This window comes from Pseudomonas sp. JZ114 (genome assembly GCF_051027705.1).
In the GTDB taxonomy this organism is placed as follows: domain Bacteria; phylum Pseudomonadota; class Gammaproteobacteria; order Pseudomonadales; family Pseudomonadaceae; genus Chryseomonas; species Chryseomonas luteola.
The window spans coordinates 4,098,340-4,114,492 of record NZ_CP069256.1 but is presented as its reverse complement, the minus strand read 5'-3'; the positions used below and the strand labels follow the sequence as shown (position 1 = coordinate 4,114,492).

Sequence of the window (16,153 nt, the reverse complement as noted above, 5' to 3'; positions counted from 1 at the left end):
ATTCGCTGAACCCCTGCGTTTTTCTTGCTGTCGGATTAAGCAAGCGGCACATGCCGTATCGAGCAAACCACAGAAGGGGAAAGATTCATGGGCATTATTGGAACCATCATCATCGGCCTCATCGTTGGCTTGATCGCACGTTTCCTCAAGCCTGGCGACGACAGCATGGGTTGGATCATGACGATCATCCTGGGTATCGTCGGCTCGCTGGTTGCCACCTACGGCGGTCAGGCTATCGGTATCTACCGTGCAGGCGAGGGCGCCGGTTTCATTGGAGCAGTCGTCGGTGCCGTCATCGTCCTGTTTATCTGGGGTATGGTGACCAAGCGTCGCTGATTTCCCGTCCGGGCAGTTGGGTTCAACGCCAAGAAGCTTCACACTAGTGCAACCCAACTGTCCGACACTTCTACCATGCGCTATCTCATCCTCGCCGTACTGCTTCTTTTTTCCCAGATTACAACTGCCGTAGCCCGAGAAGGCGAGCCGCCTGAGACCGATTGGCTGGCCCTCATGCCAGAATCGGATCGCAAGGCACTGGAAGACATGCCCGAGATCACCCATGACACGCCCGAATTACCAGGCGGTTTTGAGAGCAAGGGCGGACTCAAGCAAAAAGACAGCAACCTGCCGGCCGTCATGCACTCCACGCGCACAGTGGCTGCCATGAATGGGAAGACAATTCGCCTGGGCGGTTATCCGGTTCCGCTGGAAAGCAACAGCAAAGGCAATTTCACTGAATTTTTCCTGGTGCCCTATCCAGGTGCCTGCATCCACGTTCCACCGCCACCGCCTAACCAGATCGTACTGGTGCGCTTTCCAAAGGGCGTTCCCTTACCGGATATCTACGAGCCTTATTGGGTTATAGGGGCGATGAAGATCGAAAAGGTGGATAACGATCTGGCCGAAGCCTCATATGCCATCGACGCTACTAAAGTCCGTAAAGTAGAAGAAGCCGATCTGTAATCAGTGCAAGCGATAAAGCTATAAAAAAGCCCGACATGATCGGGCTTTTTCATTTAGCGGCTCGCGGGCGCGAAACGTTTGTTCAGATACGCAATGATATCGTTAGACTCATACATCCAGGCGGTACGGCCTTCTTCCTCGATCCGGAGGCAAGGCACCTTGATACGTCCGCCACCTGCCAGCAAGGCCTCACGGTGTTCCGGATCCTTCTTGACGTCACGCAGAGCAATGGGCAAGTTCAGCTTGTGCATGGCTCGGCGCGTCTTTACGCAGAATGGACATGCCTGAAACTGATACAGCGCAAGTCCGGCTGTTTGCTCTTCTACCTGCTTCTGCGCCTCGGCGCTTCGCTTGAGCTTACGCGGGCGTGTCAGCAGATCCAGCCCAACAATGGTTTGGCCCAGGCCAATTCGCAGCGCCTTGATCAACATGTATGGCTATCCCTATAGATGTGAGGCGGGGAGTTTACCTCATTGCCTCAAAACAGGACGGCACTTGGTCGGCATGGAGTCGCTATTGGTGTGATTGAGAAAATAGCTATGGGGGGAGCGCAGCCTTGGAAGGCATGAATTCTTTCCCTTGCTAATCGGTCTTATAAACAAGAAGCTGATTACGAAGGAAATCCTATGCCCCTCGACCCGAAGATGCAGCAAGCCTTTCGTGAGATCGCTAGCACCATTGAAGGTATTGATACAGAGGTCTATGAGAAGTACCAAAAGGATCCGCTAGAACCCATTATTGGCTTGGGCCATAAGGATGCGCCTGTTGGTTTCTTTGGTCGGGATCCGGGGCGGGACGAAGTTAAATACGGTGAGCCCTTTATCGGTGCTGGCGGACAGATCGCTCGCAGGGTTATTTATGAGCATTTGCACGGTAAACCCATGCCGGACTTCGATGCAGGTCGCTCTTTAAGCCAGAAATTTTTCTGGGCCAACACCGTGCCGTATAAGCCCATCGGCAATAAAGCCTGGTCCGAAAAGATCAAGAAACGCTTTCATCCACTCATGCGACAGTTATTAATCGAGCAGTGGCATGGCCGCACCATCATCACTTTCGGCCGCGAGGCCTTTCTCTGGTTTGCCATCGATCAACCCAAAGAAGAGAAACAACGCCTAGAGGCCTTCTGGAAAAGCGAGGATCGCTTTACAAGCCATACCGAGGTCACGCTGACAGCAGAGGAGGAGAAAGGGCACGTGTTTACGCTATACCCACTCCCACATCCCTCGCCCTTGAATCAGGCATGGTTTGATAAGTTTCCGGGGCTTTTGAAGGAGAGGGTTAGATTCTTGATGTAGCTTTAAATAATTATCTATATATTCGTTTTGCTTGTATAGCGGTTATGAATTTTAATAAAGTAAATACTAAGTTTTTCTGGAGGGAAAATAAATAAGGAGTTTGGTTTAGTTATAATTAATGACTGCCTAAATCAATAACCAAGATTATAGATTTGGGAAGTTAATTCGCCCGGCTTGCTATTGGCTGAACTAAGGTGCAGGCAAATCTTGGGTCATTCTAAATAAGAAAATTATTTATAATAAACTTGAATTAAATTAATTTAATAGAATGTGGCGGACACATTTATTTGTAACCTATTAAACACGTTACGGTTGCGCTTTGCATGCTGAGATTTTCCTATTTTTACTGGTTGGCTAACGAGTATTAGACTTCTTAATGAAAGTTATTATTTGCTTATGTTTTCATTTATAAATTTCTTAACAGCACTAGCGGTTTTCAGATTAAAGCTTACCTCTTCACCTTCCTGATAACCATCAAATCCAGTTGTCTCTTTAAGAGCTTGAAAATCAAGGTTTCTTTTTAAACAACCACCCTCATCTTTATAAAAGCGTGTTTCGTATAGATTTCCATATGTTCCTATTCCTCTACTATTCACTGACCATGACAAGATTACTATCAAGTTCACTGTTTTTTTTATAGGATAAAAGAAGGCGCTTTCTATTTTCGGCGGCGAGCCCTCCGTTTCATAAGTATCAACAATAACCTCTAAGGGGCTTTTTTTTGCCTGCCCTTTTTCTAGTATTAAAAATGTCTTGTTGTCTTTGTTTTTTGGCTTTGAAAAGTAGATGCGAGAGTTCTCGTATATTTTTGAATTGAAAGGTCCATGGATTATATTTTCAGAATAATTATAGACTTCTTCTGCATAAGAAAATTTAGAGAATATTATCACTAAAAATATCAACAAGATTTTTCTCATTTATATTTCCTGCTCTAGATTTAGTAAAGGTGCTATTGCATTGTATTTATTTTTACGGTCAGTCAACCCATTTTGTCCACCATTTACTATTTCGGTTACCCTAACGACACCTTCGGTTTTAGCTATATCGCTAAGTTTTAAACCATTCGCGGTTTGCTTGCTAAACCAAAAAACAAATGCTGATTCAACGGAATAATCTAAAGAGGTGGATAAAAGCTCAGGATGGCTTATAAAGTCCCGTATATCATCAGGATTTTGCCTATTATGTACGTTTTGAAAGTATCTATAGGCATCTTTTCCAGTAGTTTGGATCATTCCACGACCTCTATATTTATAACCATCCCCACTTTCCTCTGAACCGTTTCCTAGCCTATTAGCATAAACATAGTTCCCAAGATTCTCTGCATTACGAGCATAGTGGCTCTCATTTGTCCATAGTTTTTCTCTCAATACACCAAAATTACAACTATCAGTTAATGAGTTATATCCACTTTTTCTGTTTTTAGCTTTGCAGCCAAATGTCGCCCGCATTTGCATTGGTGAGTAATACAGCCCTTCCTCCACGGCATTCAAATTGCTTTCATGAGCAATTTGAGATAAGAAATGAGCTAATTCTCTTTTATTTTTCAGCTTATAGGCTTTTGTATATTTGTTTAGTATGGGTAGAATATTTTTGTGGTGAATTTCAGTTCCGCTAGGGTTAACAGCCGCTAGCATTTCTAGAGTAATAGCGTTACTTTCAAAAGTATTGAAGTTATCTATTAATCCCGCTATAGATATGTGCCAGGTCACGGGGTTTTCAAGGTTATGAATAGTAGTTAAATCATTTTCTTTATTTTGAATTGAGTTTACTTGGTGCCACCAAGATAACTGCTCTATACGTTCTTTTTCCGTACTCCAATCACTGTTCTCTTCTCCTAATAGCATTATAGAATCTATTTCTTCCCACTTATTTTTTTTCCAAAACCATTCGCTTTCGTATTTTGTTATAAGTTTATAGATGGATTGAGAGAGCCACGCTTCTTTCAGCGCTAACTTAGTTTCAGTAGGAGTAAAAGCCTTATCGTTATTTAGGTCTAGTATCTTGTATAGTCTTTCTTTTATAGGTCCGCTTTCAGAGTATTTGATGTTTGCTGAATAACTGGCTTGTTCAATTTCATCGATTTGATTTGTGTTAGTTAAATGACTGGCCAGGTGATCTAGGTTAGAAGGAGTTTCTCTAATAAAGTCAAATCCTTCCCATTCCCAAGGACTGTGACGCGTAGTAAGTTCGGACTGTTCTGTAAGCCATCCACTAATTTTATTTCCCTGCTGGTCCGCTAAGATATTATCTAGGCGCCACCAAGTTCTGGTTTTGCTAGTTTTACTACCCGGTGATGTTTCGGTTACCGTGATTTTTCGATCTTGGGGATAATTATTGAGGACCTCAAGATTAAAGATCATGTCTACCCCAATTACGGTCCCTGTATCCGAAAGCTTGGGAGGATTAGACGCGCTAATATCAGAGCGATGACTTATTAATTTACTAGCCTCCTTATGAATCTTAAGTAAATTCTTTTTATCATCAGGAAGGCTCGCTGCTGCAGCTTTGGTCTTTTCTATGAACGCAGGGACGTCCTCACAGCTAAACACTTCCAAATGGAGCATGGGTTCAGCGGCAATATCATCGTGGTTTTGATAGATACCTAAATGTCCTATGATTTCTCCGGCCCTTATAGGGTGGGGCGAATCCAGAACATGAATATCATTTAGCGTAGGCGGGATTCTACTGGCCTGCAGACATTCTTTATATACATAACCACTAATATTCTTTATGCAGTCTTCTTTAAGGGGAAGGATGTTTTGACCTGAAATAAATTCTTTGATCTTGCAATAACGACCAGTATCTGTTTCTAAAGTAAAGGTTACATCTACAGGTATTAGTCCTGTAAGCAGTTTTTTATCTGCACCTGTGGCAGCCTTACGTATGTTTAGTCCTTTCTGGGGTGCCAGTGTCGGCTCAGTGTCATTAGCCTTGACGCCAACCAAACGCTCATCTGAAACATCGGTATGGTCAAGCTGGCCCTCAAATACCCAGCACTCCTCATCCAGATTAATGGCGGGTAACGCTTGTCCTTCCAAGATACTAATCAAGCGGTACCATTTATTATTGGTCGCGCTTTGCTCACCTAGCTTGACTCTAGTGCCCTTAGGTAGGACAGCCTTAATCTGGCCGTTTCTAGGTGCTGTGCGTACTCGTAGCCCCTTAACCACGTCAGTCGCTTTATCCGCCTTTACGCTATATACGGCTTTGTTAAGAAAGTTAGGCGGTGTAGGTGCGTTTTCTTTTGTATAACCTGCCCAATCCAATAGATGCATGTACAGGCTGTAAAAGATTAAAGAGGGTTGTTCTGTTGGGGTATTGGTAGCGTTTGCTTGTTCATTTAATTTAGGCAGCTCTAATTTATGTCTGACCAGAACGAATCCGGTAGAAAATAATTTTTCACCACTGCTGAAATTTGACTTTTTGTATGTGTCGTCGACTCGATAAGCAACTACTTCACCATCTGCAATGCAGCGGATGGCAGATTGATCTAGAGAGGCGGCAGTACCACTGTCGAAATGGACACCACCATGCCATAAACCATTTTTACCAATCGGATAATAGCCGCCCTTAGCTTTCGCCAGAGCATCAAAGTACTGTAGTGGGTCAGTTACGGGCTTACTGGATTGGCCTTCTTCTCCCTTTAAGTTAAAGGGATAGCTCCACTGTTGAACGCTACTTAATTCTGTCACTTGTATTACCTACAATCCATGTACTATCTGATAGGTTTGCTTGTTTCTATCAGCTAGAGAAATTCAACATTCGTTTGGGCTTGCGTTTAATCTTTTCGGATTCGTTTACTAAGGCTTGAGTGAGTAATGCCCCAGCCTTATCTACATCCGCCTCGCCCGGTAAGCGCGGAAGCTCAATCGCAATACCTGAGCCGTTGCTGGCTGAACCACCCGCATTGATTTTGGCCATGGGACCAATGATCGTGACACCGCTGGGGTCTAGCTTGATGAAGCTACCGCCTGCCTTTAGGCTGAGTTCGATTCCCGCTTCGATGACCATTTTCTGACCAGCCTTTAGGTGAATTTCCCGGCCGGCTTGGGTGAGTTGGGCTGTTCCCAAGTGGACATGCTGGTTCTGCCCTACGGTGAGGTGGTCGTTGGTCTTGACCTCAACCTTGCGGTCCGCATCCGTGGTGCGGTGCTCCTCCGCCTTGTATTCCGTGTAGCTGTTGGCCTCGACAATGTCGTGTCGCTCATGCCCTACGCGGATCTTCTGGTCGTGCTCGATGTTCTCGTCCCAGTCCCGCTGAGCATGAACATAGATCTGTTCCTGACCTTTCTTATCCTCAATGCGCAGCTCGTTATAGCCACCGCCGCCCGGTGTGCTCAGGGTCTTGAAGACGCTGCGGGTCTTGTTGGCCGGCAGGTCATACGGCACCTGATGTTCCATGTGGAACAGGCAGCCCGTGACCAGGGGCTGGTCCGGGTCGCCTTCCAGGAAGGTGACCAGTACTTCCATGCCGATGCGAGGAATGGCGATACCGCCGTAGCGATCACCCGCCCAGCTGGACGAGACGCGTAACCAGCAGCTGGTCTGCTCATTGGCCTGACCTTCGCGGTCCCAGTGAAACTGTACCTTGACCCGGCCGTACTCATCGCAATGGATCTCTTCGCCCTTGGGTCCAGTGACCACCGCGGTCTGGCTGCCCAGGATCTTGGGCTTGGGGTGCTCAAGCGCAGGGCGGAAGAGCACGTCCCAGGGCGTCGCTGTGAAGCGGTTGCGGTAGCCCTGGGTAAAGCCGTCGTGCTTGTCCACATCGCTGGTAACCGACTCTTCCAACACCTGTGGCTGCTTGCCCTCATGCCAGAGGCCGGTCAGTAGCCATAGCTGGTTCCAGTCGCGGCGGGGATGCTCGGACAGTTCCAGAAAGTGACCGGTCACCAGCTGGGGTTGATCGCTTTCACCTTCGGCCAGCTGATAGTCGCTGCGGTGACGCTCAAGGGCGCGCTGGGCGAGGTGCTTGCCGCGGGTGCGATCGGTAAAGCGGCCCGGGTAGTCATAGTCTTCCAGGTCGGGTTTGGCGTCACTCTTGTAGGCCGCTTCCATTCGCAGTCGTGGCTGCTCGAAGTCATAGTCGCGGCGGGAGACACGGGCGGTACGGGTTTCCAGGCGTACGCCAAAGCGCTTGACTACCGGCTCGTCTGCTACAAGCCCCGAGCCCTGTACATAAGCAGTCGGTGGTGTGAGCTTGGGAAAGCCGGTCTGGTCATCACCAAACACCAGGACGTGGTTATCCTGGGTATGCTCGAAGTGATAGTGCAGGCCTTCCTCTTCGCAGAGCCGCTGAATGAAGTGCAGGTCGGTCTCATCGTACTGGACGCAATACTCGCGAGGCGGATAGACCGTAGGCCCCAGCTGGAAACGGTAGGCGTCCGCCAGGATGCCGTGGTCTTCGAGCACCTGGGCGATGATCTGCGGGACGGTGAGCTTCTGGAAGATGCGCTGGTTGGTACGGTGCGCAAGGTAAGTCAGACGCGGCACCAGCACGACGTGATAGCGGGTGAGGCGCTTGCCGGCATCGCCCTGGCCGATCTGGTAGAGCTGACCATGCACGCCGTTACCGCTGGGCGAGAAGGCCAGAAAGGCGCGCTGATGCAGCAGGGCCTCAAGGTCGAGGTCGGGGCGTTCGCTGACCAGTTCGAGGTCAAAGCGAAAGGGCTGGCTGATCGACTCCTGTCCCGTAAAGCTCAGGACTTGGAAGTCGGTATCAACGCCATCCAGAACCAAAGAAAAATGCGTTTCGTTGGCTGCGAAAAACACAGGCGCCTCCTTGCGTCTGATAGGGAGCGAATCATGTGATCTAGTCGGCTTTTACTCAAGCCCGCCGCTCAACGAAACAGTGATTGCTTCACGTTTCTTGAGCAGCAGCCGACGTAAGTCAGCGTTGTGGCTACGAACGGTCTAGGCGGACTGGCGAAGACCCAGCCAGCGACCCAAGGTAGAGGCCTGTTTAACATGGCGAAAACCCTCCAGCAGACCATTAGCATCGATCTGACGATCGGGCTCTGCGAACTGCAGCCCCGTTCGCAACGCTTGCCAGCACGGCTTTGGTAGTTGGGCAGGAGGTGTGAGTTCTATTTGCATGGCACGTGCCTGTTTCGCACTGAGGCGCCGATAGGGATGCTGACCAGTGGCCAATTCATACAAGACACAGGAAACGGCATATACATCAGCCGAGGGCGTCAACGGTGCTCCATCCAACAGTTCAAGGGAGGCATAACGTGGTGTCCAGGCGGTAAAGCGGCTTCGCGAGAGGCGGGGCAGGCCGGGCAGCACGCCTTCTACCGGCTGACCAAGACCGAAGTCGAATAGGCGAAGGCCGTCTTCGGCCAGGATGACATTGCTTGGCTTGATATCACCATGCAGAACTCCCTGACTATGGGCAAAGGCCAATGCCTCCAATAGCGGAATGGCAATGTCTCGCAGCGCCTCCCAGCCCAGGCCTTGTGGGTGATCACACAGCAACTTGTCCAAGGTCAGACCCCGGAGCATTTCCAGCGTTATGTAGGCACGCTCGCTTTCCCGATCGATATCAAAGCCATGCAGGCGAACAATATGGGGGTGACGGAGGCGGGTTGTCAGGGCGAACTCGCTGTAGAGCAATGCACTGGCATCGGGATATTCCGCAAAGTCCTCGCTCAACGTTTTGATGGCTACAAAGGGTTCGGGGTCGCCGTACTGTTCGCGCATCAGGTCGCGTGCGCGGTAAACCGCGCCCATACCGCCTACACCTAATAGGCGCTCCAGTTTGTAGCGTCCGCTGAGCACATCGGGTAACGGCTTTACGCCGTGAGCCCTGGGCAGGGTTTCCGATGCGGAAGGGGTTTTGTTGGCGAAGGCGAAATAGGTCAGCTCGTCTTCGGCAGCTGCCGCGTTGAGTTCGTCCATGAGGTACATCCTTACTCCTGTCGACGGATGACGATGGCGGTCAGGTTGTCGCGTGCGGGGCCTAGCAAGGCAGTATCGAAAAGCCGCTCCAGGGCAACCTGGACAGACGGCAGGGACAGCGCCGCACCGATCGCGTTCTGACTGATTCCTTTGTACAGGCCATCACTGCAGAGAAGCATACTGTCGCCCGGCATCAAGCTGAATTCAAGAATGTCGAGCGCCAGCGTTTCATTGGCGCCTATCGCCTGGGTAAGGGCGTGTGCTGCAGGATGGCGAGCAGCCTGTTCTGGCGTCAGTCTTTCTTCATCGATCATCCGCTGTCGTACCGAATGATCCTTGGTAAGTTGATAGAGCCTACCGCTACGCCAGAGATAACACCGGCTATCACCCGCCCAGACGCAGGCCGCACGTTCTTCGTCGCACAGCAAGACGACTACCGTGCTTCCAATAATGGTGTCCGTCTGGTCGGCCATGACCGTGAGCTCCTGGTTCAGCCGCCGGTTGAGCCAATGAAGGCACTGGCGGATCTGTTGCAGGCGTTCATCGAAGCCTGCGCCTACGGGGAGCTCTGCCAGGCTTTCGATAATGAGGCGGCTGGCCAGATCACCTTGGCTATGACCCCCCATGCCATCTGCAACAGCCCAGAGACCTTGCTCAGGGCTGTCCAGAAAGGCATCTTCGTTACGCGCTCGTACCTTGCCGGCATCGGTACGGGCTGCGCTGCGCCAACGTGTGGCAACGTCACCCATTTAGAGTGACGCCGGCAGTTTGAAGCCGCGCAGGTTGCCCACGTCGAACGGATTCGGCGAACGCTGGCTGAGCAGCAGATAGCTGGCATGCAGACCTTCCAGATCTGCCTTGACCATGAGGGCGTCCCGGCTGCCGTTCTGCTCAATCTTCATGGCATCTAGCATACGGAACAGGGACCAGGGACCGCTGTTCTGCTCGACACCCACACGGCGACCATTGAGCTCCTCCAGCACGAGGCTGACGCGGCTCTCGTCATTCTCGGCGGGCCAACGGAACGCTGTCTGCACGATCGGGCCATGACGGTATTCCATCTGGTTGTTACCGATGCGCAGGTTGGCACGGGTCAGACTGGAATCCAGTGAGTAGGGCTCAAGCTTGAACATGACCTGCGGCTCCGCCGGATTCTCGGCAAAGAAACTGCGGCGAATCGTCTGGACCCGACCCATCTGAGCGAGGAACTCGCGGGACAGCGGCAGGCTGTGCCCGTCGATGCTACGCAGACGGTAGTTGCCGGAATCACCACTGACGAAAGGCTTCAGGTAGCTGTCAAAGAATTTGTCCGCAACGCCCTGCATCTTGAAGAACTCACGGAAGTCCGCAATGGCTACGTCGCTCTCGCTGTCAGCTTTGAAGGGATACCGCTTGTTCAAAGCATTGTTGTAGAACGAATACATCTCGCTCTGGTAGCGCTGGTTCAGGTAGTCATAGGCATCGTTAAGCACCATCATCCAGCTGTCGTCCGCCAGCAGGCTCAGCCAGTTGTTTACCGGCTGCGGCAAGCGATTGGCCGCGTTGCGCAGGCTGTTGATGGCATCACGTTGACCTGCCATGCGATCACGCGCCATTTCAAAGGCGGCCTGCTCGGGGGCGCTGGCATGGGCAAGCCCTGCCATTTGCAATTGAAGGTCGTTCAGTGCAGCCATGACCGGAACCATATCGGCCGCTGGGCCGCCGTTATCGTCCAGCAGGCGATGCAGTGGCTCGAAGCGTTTCTGCAGCGCTTTCTTGGCCGTATCCGGCAGGTTCTTGGCTAGCGCGTCGCCCGCCTTATCGGCAGCCGCGCTGGCCAGTGCAGCGGCTTTGGCCAGCTTCGCATTACCCTTTGGTGCGGCCTCTGCAATGGCAGCCGCTGCATCGTTGCCGCCAGACTGGAAGCGGGTGTTGTCGCGAATCTCATTGAGTACTTGCAACAGCGGTGAGTTGGAGGCTGTCAGCGCTGAGAGCTGCATGGCACCCTGATTCGCATCGCCAATCGGAGCCAGTACCAGCTGAGTAACTGCTTCGCTCCAATAGTTGGCGTAGTCGTTGAAATACAGCTGTTCCAGCTCAACCATCAGGCGCTTAAGGTCCATACCGGAGAGACCGTCGCTTTCGCCCAGTACCCAGTTGTCTTCAATGATATTGCGGACCAGGTTGATGCCTTGGGTCGTAAATGTCTGCTCGTAACCTTTCTGCGTGTAGAAGCCGGGAATAGCATAGTCTGCACCGCCGTACACGGCACCCTGCGGACCCAGGTGTTGGCTGAAGCGGTATGCCGGCAGGCTGCTCGCCTGATCACGCAACATGCGGTACACCACGTTGGCCAGTGATTCGCTACGCAGGATCTGACGGGCCTGGGCAACGAGTGCATCGTTTAGCGGATAGCGGGTAAAGGATTGCTCCAGGAGGCGGGCAAAGTGGGAGTTGAGCCCATTCTGGACCACGGTGTCGCCGCTGTAGCGGGTCGACCAGTCAGCCGCTACCCAATCCTTCAGGAATCCATTGTCGCGCCGTTCTTCCAGGTTCAGCATCAGGTAGGCGCGCAGACTGCCTAGCAGGCGTTCGCGGTCGTTGAGGTTGGCATGGATCTGCTCTTCCAGCTGGCGCGCCACACGGGGCAGCAACTGATCTACCAGTTCCTGATGATAGGCCTGTTGCAGGGTTGGACGAGCCTTATTGCCCTGATACAGACCGCTGCGTTCATGCAGTGCTACATCGCTGGCAGCTGGAAAGACATTGGCTGCGACATAGGCGCTATCCAGGGATTTCAGCGCTGCCATGGCATCATCGGAGGGTGTCAGCGTCTTGTGCTGATCATTCAGCTGCTGACCCAGGGTACGCAACTGTTCGAGACGGTCATGGTTTGCACTGAATCCTGTGGCCCACAGTACACCGAACAGGCCCAGGCAGGCGGCAGCGCCTGCATAGAGGCCGCGCTGGCCCCAACTGATACGCGACGTTTCACGCTGATCCAGACCTGCCAGGTCGGCTTCCGGGAAGATGACGCGACTGAGCAGCTGGTGGATAAAGCGAGAGTGGCCGGTGCGGTAGGTCGGCAGGGCATTGCTGGGCAGGCCCAGGTTACGGCCGATGTTCATTGTGCTGGGGTCGAGGCTGTTGACCAGCTGTGGAGCGCTGGTGAGGTAGAAGCCACGTAGCTGGCTGGCACGCTGATAACGGTTTCCAGAAAACGCCAATTCGACGAACAGGCACAGACGCTCACCGATCAGTGCCAATTGGTGAGGAAAGTCGAGGATACGACCACGGCGCAGGGTATCGCGCTCCTGGTGGATACGCTGAATGACCTGCGTATTCAGACGGCGCAGCAGTTCTTCGAACTCCTGGCGAACCACTGCCGCGTCTGTAGCATTTTGTTCCTTGCGGAAGCTGGTACCAAAGACCTGCTCGCTTTCCTCACGGGACAACTGGTCGAAAAACTCTTCAAAGCCCAGTACCTGGTCTGCTTTGCTCAGGACAAGGTATACCGGAACGTCGACCTTCAGCTGCTGATGGATGTCGTGCAGGCGAGCACGAATCTGGCGAGCCAGGGTTTCCAGTTCGATTTCGGTACCATTGAGCAACTGATCGACCGGTACGGTAACCAGTACGCCATTGAGCGGGCGTGCGCGACGGCGGCGACGCAAAAGCGTCAGCAGCATTTGCCAGGTGCTGGCATCTACAGCGGCATCCGGCTGGCTGAGGTAGCGGCCTGCGGTATCGACCAGGACACCGTGATCGGCAAAGTACCAGTCGCAGTGGCGGGTGCCGCCGACATCCTTGGTCAGGCGGTTGGCGTCACGGTTAAGCGGAAACTCAAGACCGGAGAAATCCAGAAGGGAGGTCTTGCCACTGCCCTGGGGGCCGATCACCAGATACCAAGGCAATTCCTGTTTCCAGCGTTCGCTGCGGGCGCGGTACAGGCTGGAGCTTTTCAGCGTTTGCAATGCATCCTTGAAACGACTGCGCAGCTCCTGTTGCTCTTCAGTGATCTGCTCGTGGCGACGCAGGCGCTCCTGGCCATCCTCGGTCTCGAGGGCGCGCTTTTTACGCACGCCGCTGCGCCAGCTGACGAATACAATGAAGAGGCCCCAGCAGAGGAATAGGGCACTGAGAGTGACGAGCCGCGTGGTAGCCGGTGCCCAGAATTTATGATCGGCAACGGCCAGCAACGGGCCGACAAACCAGACCAATAGAGCCAGAACCAAAACCAGGGTCAGACTCCAGACCCAGGTCTTACGGAAAATAACCGCCAGATTGCGGAAGAACTGTTTCATTGCGCAAACATCCCTGTCGTCACGTATTTGGCTCGGCCATCTTGGCCGTAGTCAGCTGCTCGTATGGCTGCAGCACGCTTTCGCGTTGCTCGCCCAATACCCAGGCGAAGCCACCGTATAACACACCCAGGCACATCAGGGTGAACAGGGCGACCAACCACCACGGAACAATGCGTACAAGGCTGCGGCGACCATCCTGCAAACCTTGCCAGTGGGGCGACAGCTCACGGGGAATATCGCCACGCAGCTGACGAATCTGCCGGTAAACGCTGTCGCGGATCGCTTCAAGTTCCAGCATGCCGCGGGGCAGGACCCGATACTTGCCCTCAAAACCCAATGCAAGACACAGGTACATGAGTTCAAGCATCTGGAGATGTTTGACGGGGTTGCGCGTCAGACGCTCCAGCAACTGGAAAAACTTCTCGCCACCAAAGGTCTCGTTGTGAAAGGTGCTCAGAAGGCTCATTTGAGACCATTCGCTTTCATTGCCCCACGGTGTTGTGACCACGGCTTCGTCGATGACGGTGCACAGCACATAACGCGCTGCCATGACCTGGCCGCTTTCAGCGCCTTCGCCAAAGGCTCGATGCTCGAACAGTTTGATGGCAGTCGTAAGGCGCTCTTTCAGGGCGTACAGGTCTTCGGCGTGATAGCTGTGCTTTAACTGAACTACTTCGGACAGCAGGCCGGAGGCGGCAGCAATTAGCGGGTTCACGCTCAAGTTGAAGCTTTCCGCCGGACGCAGGCGGGCCGCATAGATCATCCGTTCTTCCAGCTGCTCAACGCGAGGCGAGTCGGCAAAATCGGTTAACGGATTGTGGGCCGAGCTCGCCGTACCCTGGCGGCTCAGCACAACGGTTTTATCATCCTGACCGTAATCGTGATCCTTGATCATCGTCAGCTCCTGACTGCCCAGAATTTGAGTTCGAGCCCGGGAAAATCACCGGACACGTGAATGGCGAAGCCGCCCGACTGCTCCAGTTGCGCCTGTTCGTCGGCACTGAGTTCGAGGGCGAAGTAGGTTTTGCCGGAATGGAACGGAATCTGCCGCGGCGCAACGGGCATGGGCTTGATCCGGATGCCGGGCAGGTGCAGGTTGACCAGCTGGCGGATACGCTCGACCGGGCCGATCTTCAGATGAGCCGGCAGGCGCTGGCGTAGCTCTTCCGAGTCGCATTGCGCACTGGCCGCCAGCACGAAGGAGGCGGAGGTGATGAGACTGTGGTCGTGCAGTGGCGATACCTGAATGCCGTACTGACGCTGCTGCAGGATCAGCTCGACCGCATGCTGCTCCAGCACCATCGACAGGACATGGCGCAGCGAATCCATCAGCTTGCGAAAGCTCTGTGCCTGATCGCTGTGCTGATAGCGGTTATCCAGACGCGGGCGCTTGGTTTCGTTCGAGAAGGTGGCCAGTTCACCTAGAAGACCAAGTAATTCGCGGAAGATTGGTTCAGGATGCAGCTGCTCAAGTGTGAGGTAGTGGCGCAGGGTCGGCTCGTAGCGATTGATCAGCTGGAGCATCATGAAGTCGCCCACTTCCGCGGTGCCTAACTTGCCGGTGGCGCGGATACGCTCGGCCAAGATGTCGCCCCGGTGGGCCAGCATGCTGATGACCTCCTTCAGGCAGGACAACAGATAGTCCGAAGCATGAACATGAAGATAGGTTGGGGTGAAGTCCCCATCCAGGCTGATGACGCCGTCCGGCGTTGTGTCCAGCACTTCACAGACCTTGAGCCTGACGAAGGCTTCATCATTGGATCGCTCGCCAAGCAGCAGCTTGAAGTCCGGGCGACCGCAGCTGACCTGACTGATAATGCTCTCGCCAGCGTTCGAGTCAGCCACTTCCGCCTCATAGGCACGGTAGCGAGCCAACACATCCTTCTGCTCGGGACGGCGTGTCTCGACATGGTTGCCCGTGACCAGCGGCAGGGCTAGATACACGGAGGTGCTACTAATATTGGCGGGAATGTCCAGTGCCAGGGGCTCGCCCTCGCTGGTCAGCTCAAACAGCGTGCCATCCGGCAGAACGCCGGAGGCCTGGCTGATCACGAGTTTGCCCATGCTCAGAAACTGGCGATCAATGACCAGATTGAAGAAGCCCCAGGCATAGCTGCCCAGTTGGCGTGTACGTGCCTTCAATTGATCATCGTGATACCGATCGCTTTGCTGGAAGTGCTGTGGGCGCAGCAGCATACCTTCCTGCCAGATCACTTTATGTGCAGTCATGGGATCAGTCCTTGGCCTTTTTTTCAGGCGCGGCGGAGTGAATGCCTTCGGCATCCAGGGATAGATCCGCACGGGTGATCTGCTTGGCCGGAACTTCAATCACGTAGCGCCATTGGGTTTCCGGTAGATCACGGTACGCCGCCAGCACACCAACATAGCGGCTATCGTTCTGGACGGATAATTTCAGGTCACGTTTCTCGCCCGGGCGCAGCTCGATCTCTTCGGAGGCGACCAGATCCGGCGACAGCGCTTCGCGCGGGCGCTCATACAGCGAGAAGAAGTCCGCGTTCTGGAAGGCAACCGGATGCTTGAGTTCGATCAGACGGATCACGATCGGCGAAGGACGACCATTGAGGTCCGGGTTCAGGGTGTCGCTACCGGACAGGCTCAGGTCAAGCTTGGACATGTCGGAGCTCAGGGACGAGCAGCCTGTCAGGGTCATGGTGGCCAGCAGGGCCAGGGGAGCGAAGCGGATCATGGGTT

General features: G+C 53.2%; 13 protein-coding genes. 3 read left to right on the top strand and 10 right to left on the bottom strand.

The features are described 5' to 3' along the window. Positions 1-87 precede the first annotated feature (87 nt). Positions 88-336 carry a GlsB/YeaQ/YmgE family stress response membrane protein gene (locus JQR90_RS19240; protein WP_019367491.1) on the top strand — a complete coding sequence of 83 codons (249 nt, stop codon included), beginning with the start codon at positions 88-90 and terminating at the stop codon, positions 334-336. Between the two features lie 75 nt (positions 337-411). Further along, entirely contained in the window at positions 412-963 is a 552-nt protein-coding gene (locus tag JQR90_RS19235) for a DUF3299 domain-containing protein (RefSeq protein WP_019367492.1), read from the top strand. A 53-nt stretch (positions 964-1,016) separates the two neighbouring features. Here the strand turns inward: JQR90_RS19235 and JQR90_RS19230 are convergent, their stop codons facing one another. Further along, entirely contained in the window at positions 1,017-1,394 is a 378-nt protein-coding gene (locus JQR90_RS19230; RefSeq protein WP_010796292.1) for a glutaredoxin family protein, read from the bottom strand. Between the two features lie 195 nt (positions 1,395-1,589). On the opposite strand from JQR90_RS19230, the gene JQR90_RS19225 reads away from it, so the two are divergent. Further along, the gene (locus JQR90_RS19225) at positions 1,590-2,258 is read left to right on the top strand and encodes a uracil-DNA glycosylase family protein (RefSeq protein WP_434140244.1); all 669 of its coding nucleotides are present in this window, start codon (positions 1,590-1,592) and stop codon (positions 2,256-2,258) included. A gap of 386 nt (positions 2,259-2,644) precedes the next feature. Here the strand turns inward: JQR90_RS19225 and JQR90_RS19220 are convergent, their stop codons facing one another. The 9 genes from JQR90_RS19220 to tssJ all read right to left on the bottom strand — a co-directional run bounded on the left by JQR90_RS19220 (position 2,645) and on the right by tssJ (position 16,148). Beyond that, positions 2,645-3,175 (bottom strand): hypothetical protein, encoded by a 531-nt coding sequence (locus JQR90_RS19220; protein WP_010796290.1) that lies wholly within the window; start codon positions 3,173-3,175, stop codon positions 2,645-2,647. After that, positions 3,176-5,950 carry a glycoside hydrolase family 19 protein gene (locus JQR90_RS19215; protein ID WP_125912910.1) on the bottom strand — a complete coding sequence of 925 codons (2,775 nt, stop codon included), beginning with the start codon at positions 5,948-5,950 and terminating at the stop codon, positions 3,176-3,178. Positions 5,951-5,999: 49 nt separating this feature from the next. Then, positions 6,000-8,030 carry a type VI secretion system tip protein VgrG gene (locus tag JQR90_RS19210; protein ID WP_010796286.1) on the bottom strand — a complete coding sequence of 677 codons (2,031 nt, stop codon included), beginning with the start codon at positions 8,028-8,030 and terminating at the stop codon, positions 6,000-6,002. Between the two features lie 141 nt (positions 8,031-8,171). After that, positions 8,172-9,158, bottom strand: coding sequence for a serine/threonine-protein kinase (locus JQR90_RS19205; RefSeq protein WP_037030602.1), 987 nt, complete (start codon positions 9,156-9,158; stop codon positions 8,172-8,174). An 11-nt stretch (positions 9,159-9,169) separates the two neighbouring features. Beyond that, positions 9,170-9,907, bottom strand: a complete 738-nt coding sequence (locus JQR90_RS19200; protein ID WP_010796284.1) for a PP2C family protein-serine/threonine phosphatase — start codon at positions 9,905-9,907, stop codon at positions 9,170-9,172. Next, complete coding sequence (tssM, locus tag JQR90_RS19195) at positions 9,908-13,441, bottom strand: type VI secretion system membrane subunit TssM (protein WP_010796283.1); 3,534 nt, start codon at positions 13,439-13,441, stop codon at positions 9,908-9,910. A 19-nt stretch (positions 13,442-13,460) separates the two neighbouring features. Continuing rightward, positions 13,461-14,336 (bottom strand): type IVB secretion system protein IcmH/DotU, encoded by an 876-nt coding sequence (gene icmH, locus JQR90_RS19190; protein ID WP_010796282.1) that lies wholly within the window; start codon positions 14,334-14,336, stop codon positions 13,461-13,463. Positions 14,337-14,338: 2 nt separating this feature from the next. Beyond that, a complete protein-coding gene (tssK, locus tag JQR90_RS19185) occupies positions 14,339-15,670 on the bottom strand; it encodes a type VI secretion system baseplate subunit TssK (RefSeq protein ID WP_434140243.1) in 1,332 nt (443 codons plus the stop codon). A gap of 4 nt (positions 15,671-15,674) precedes the next feature. Next, complete coding sequence (gene tssJ / locus JQR90_RS19180) at positions 15,675-16,148, bottom strand: type VI secretion system lipoprotein TssJ (protein ID WP_312271724.1); 474 nt, start codon at positions 16,146-16,148, stop codon at positions 15,675-15,677. Between the last annotated feature and the right edge of the window lie 5 nt (positions 16,149-16,153).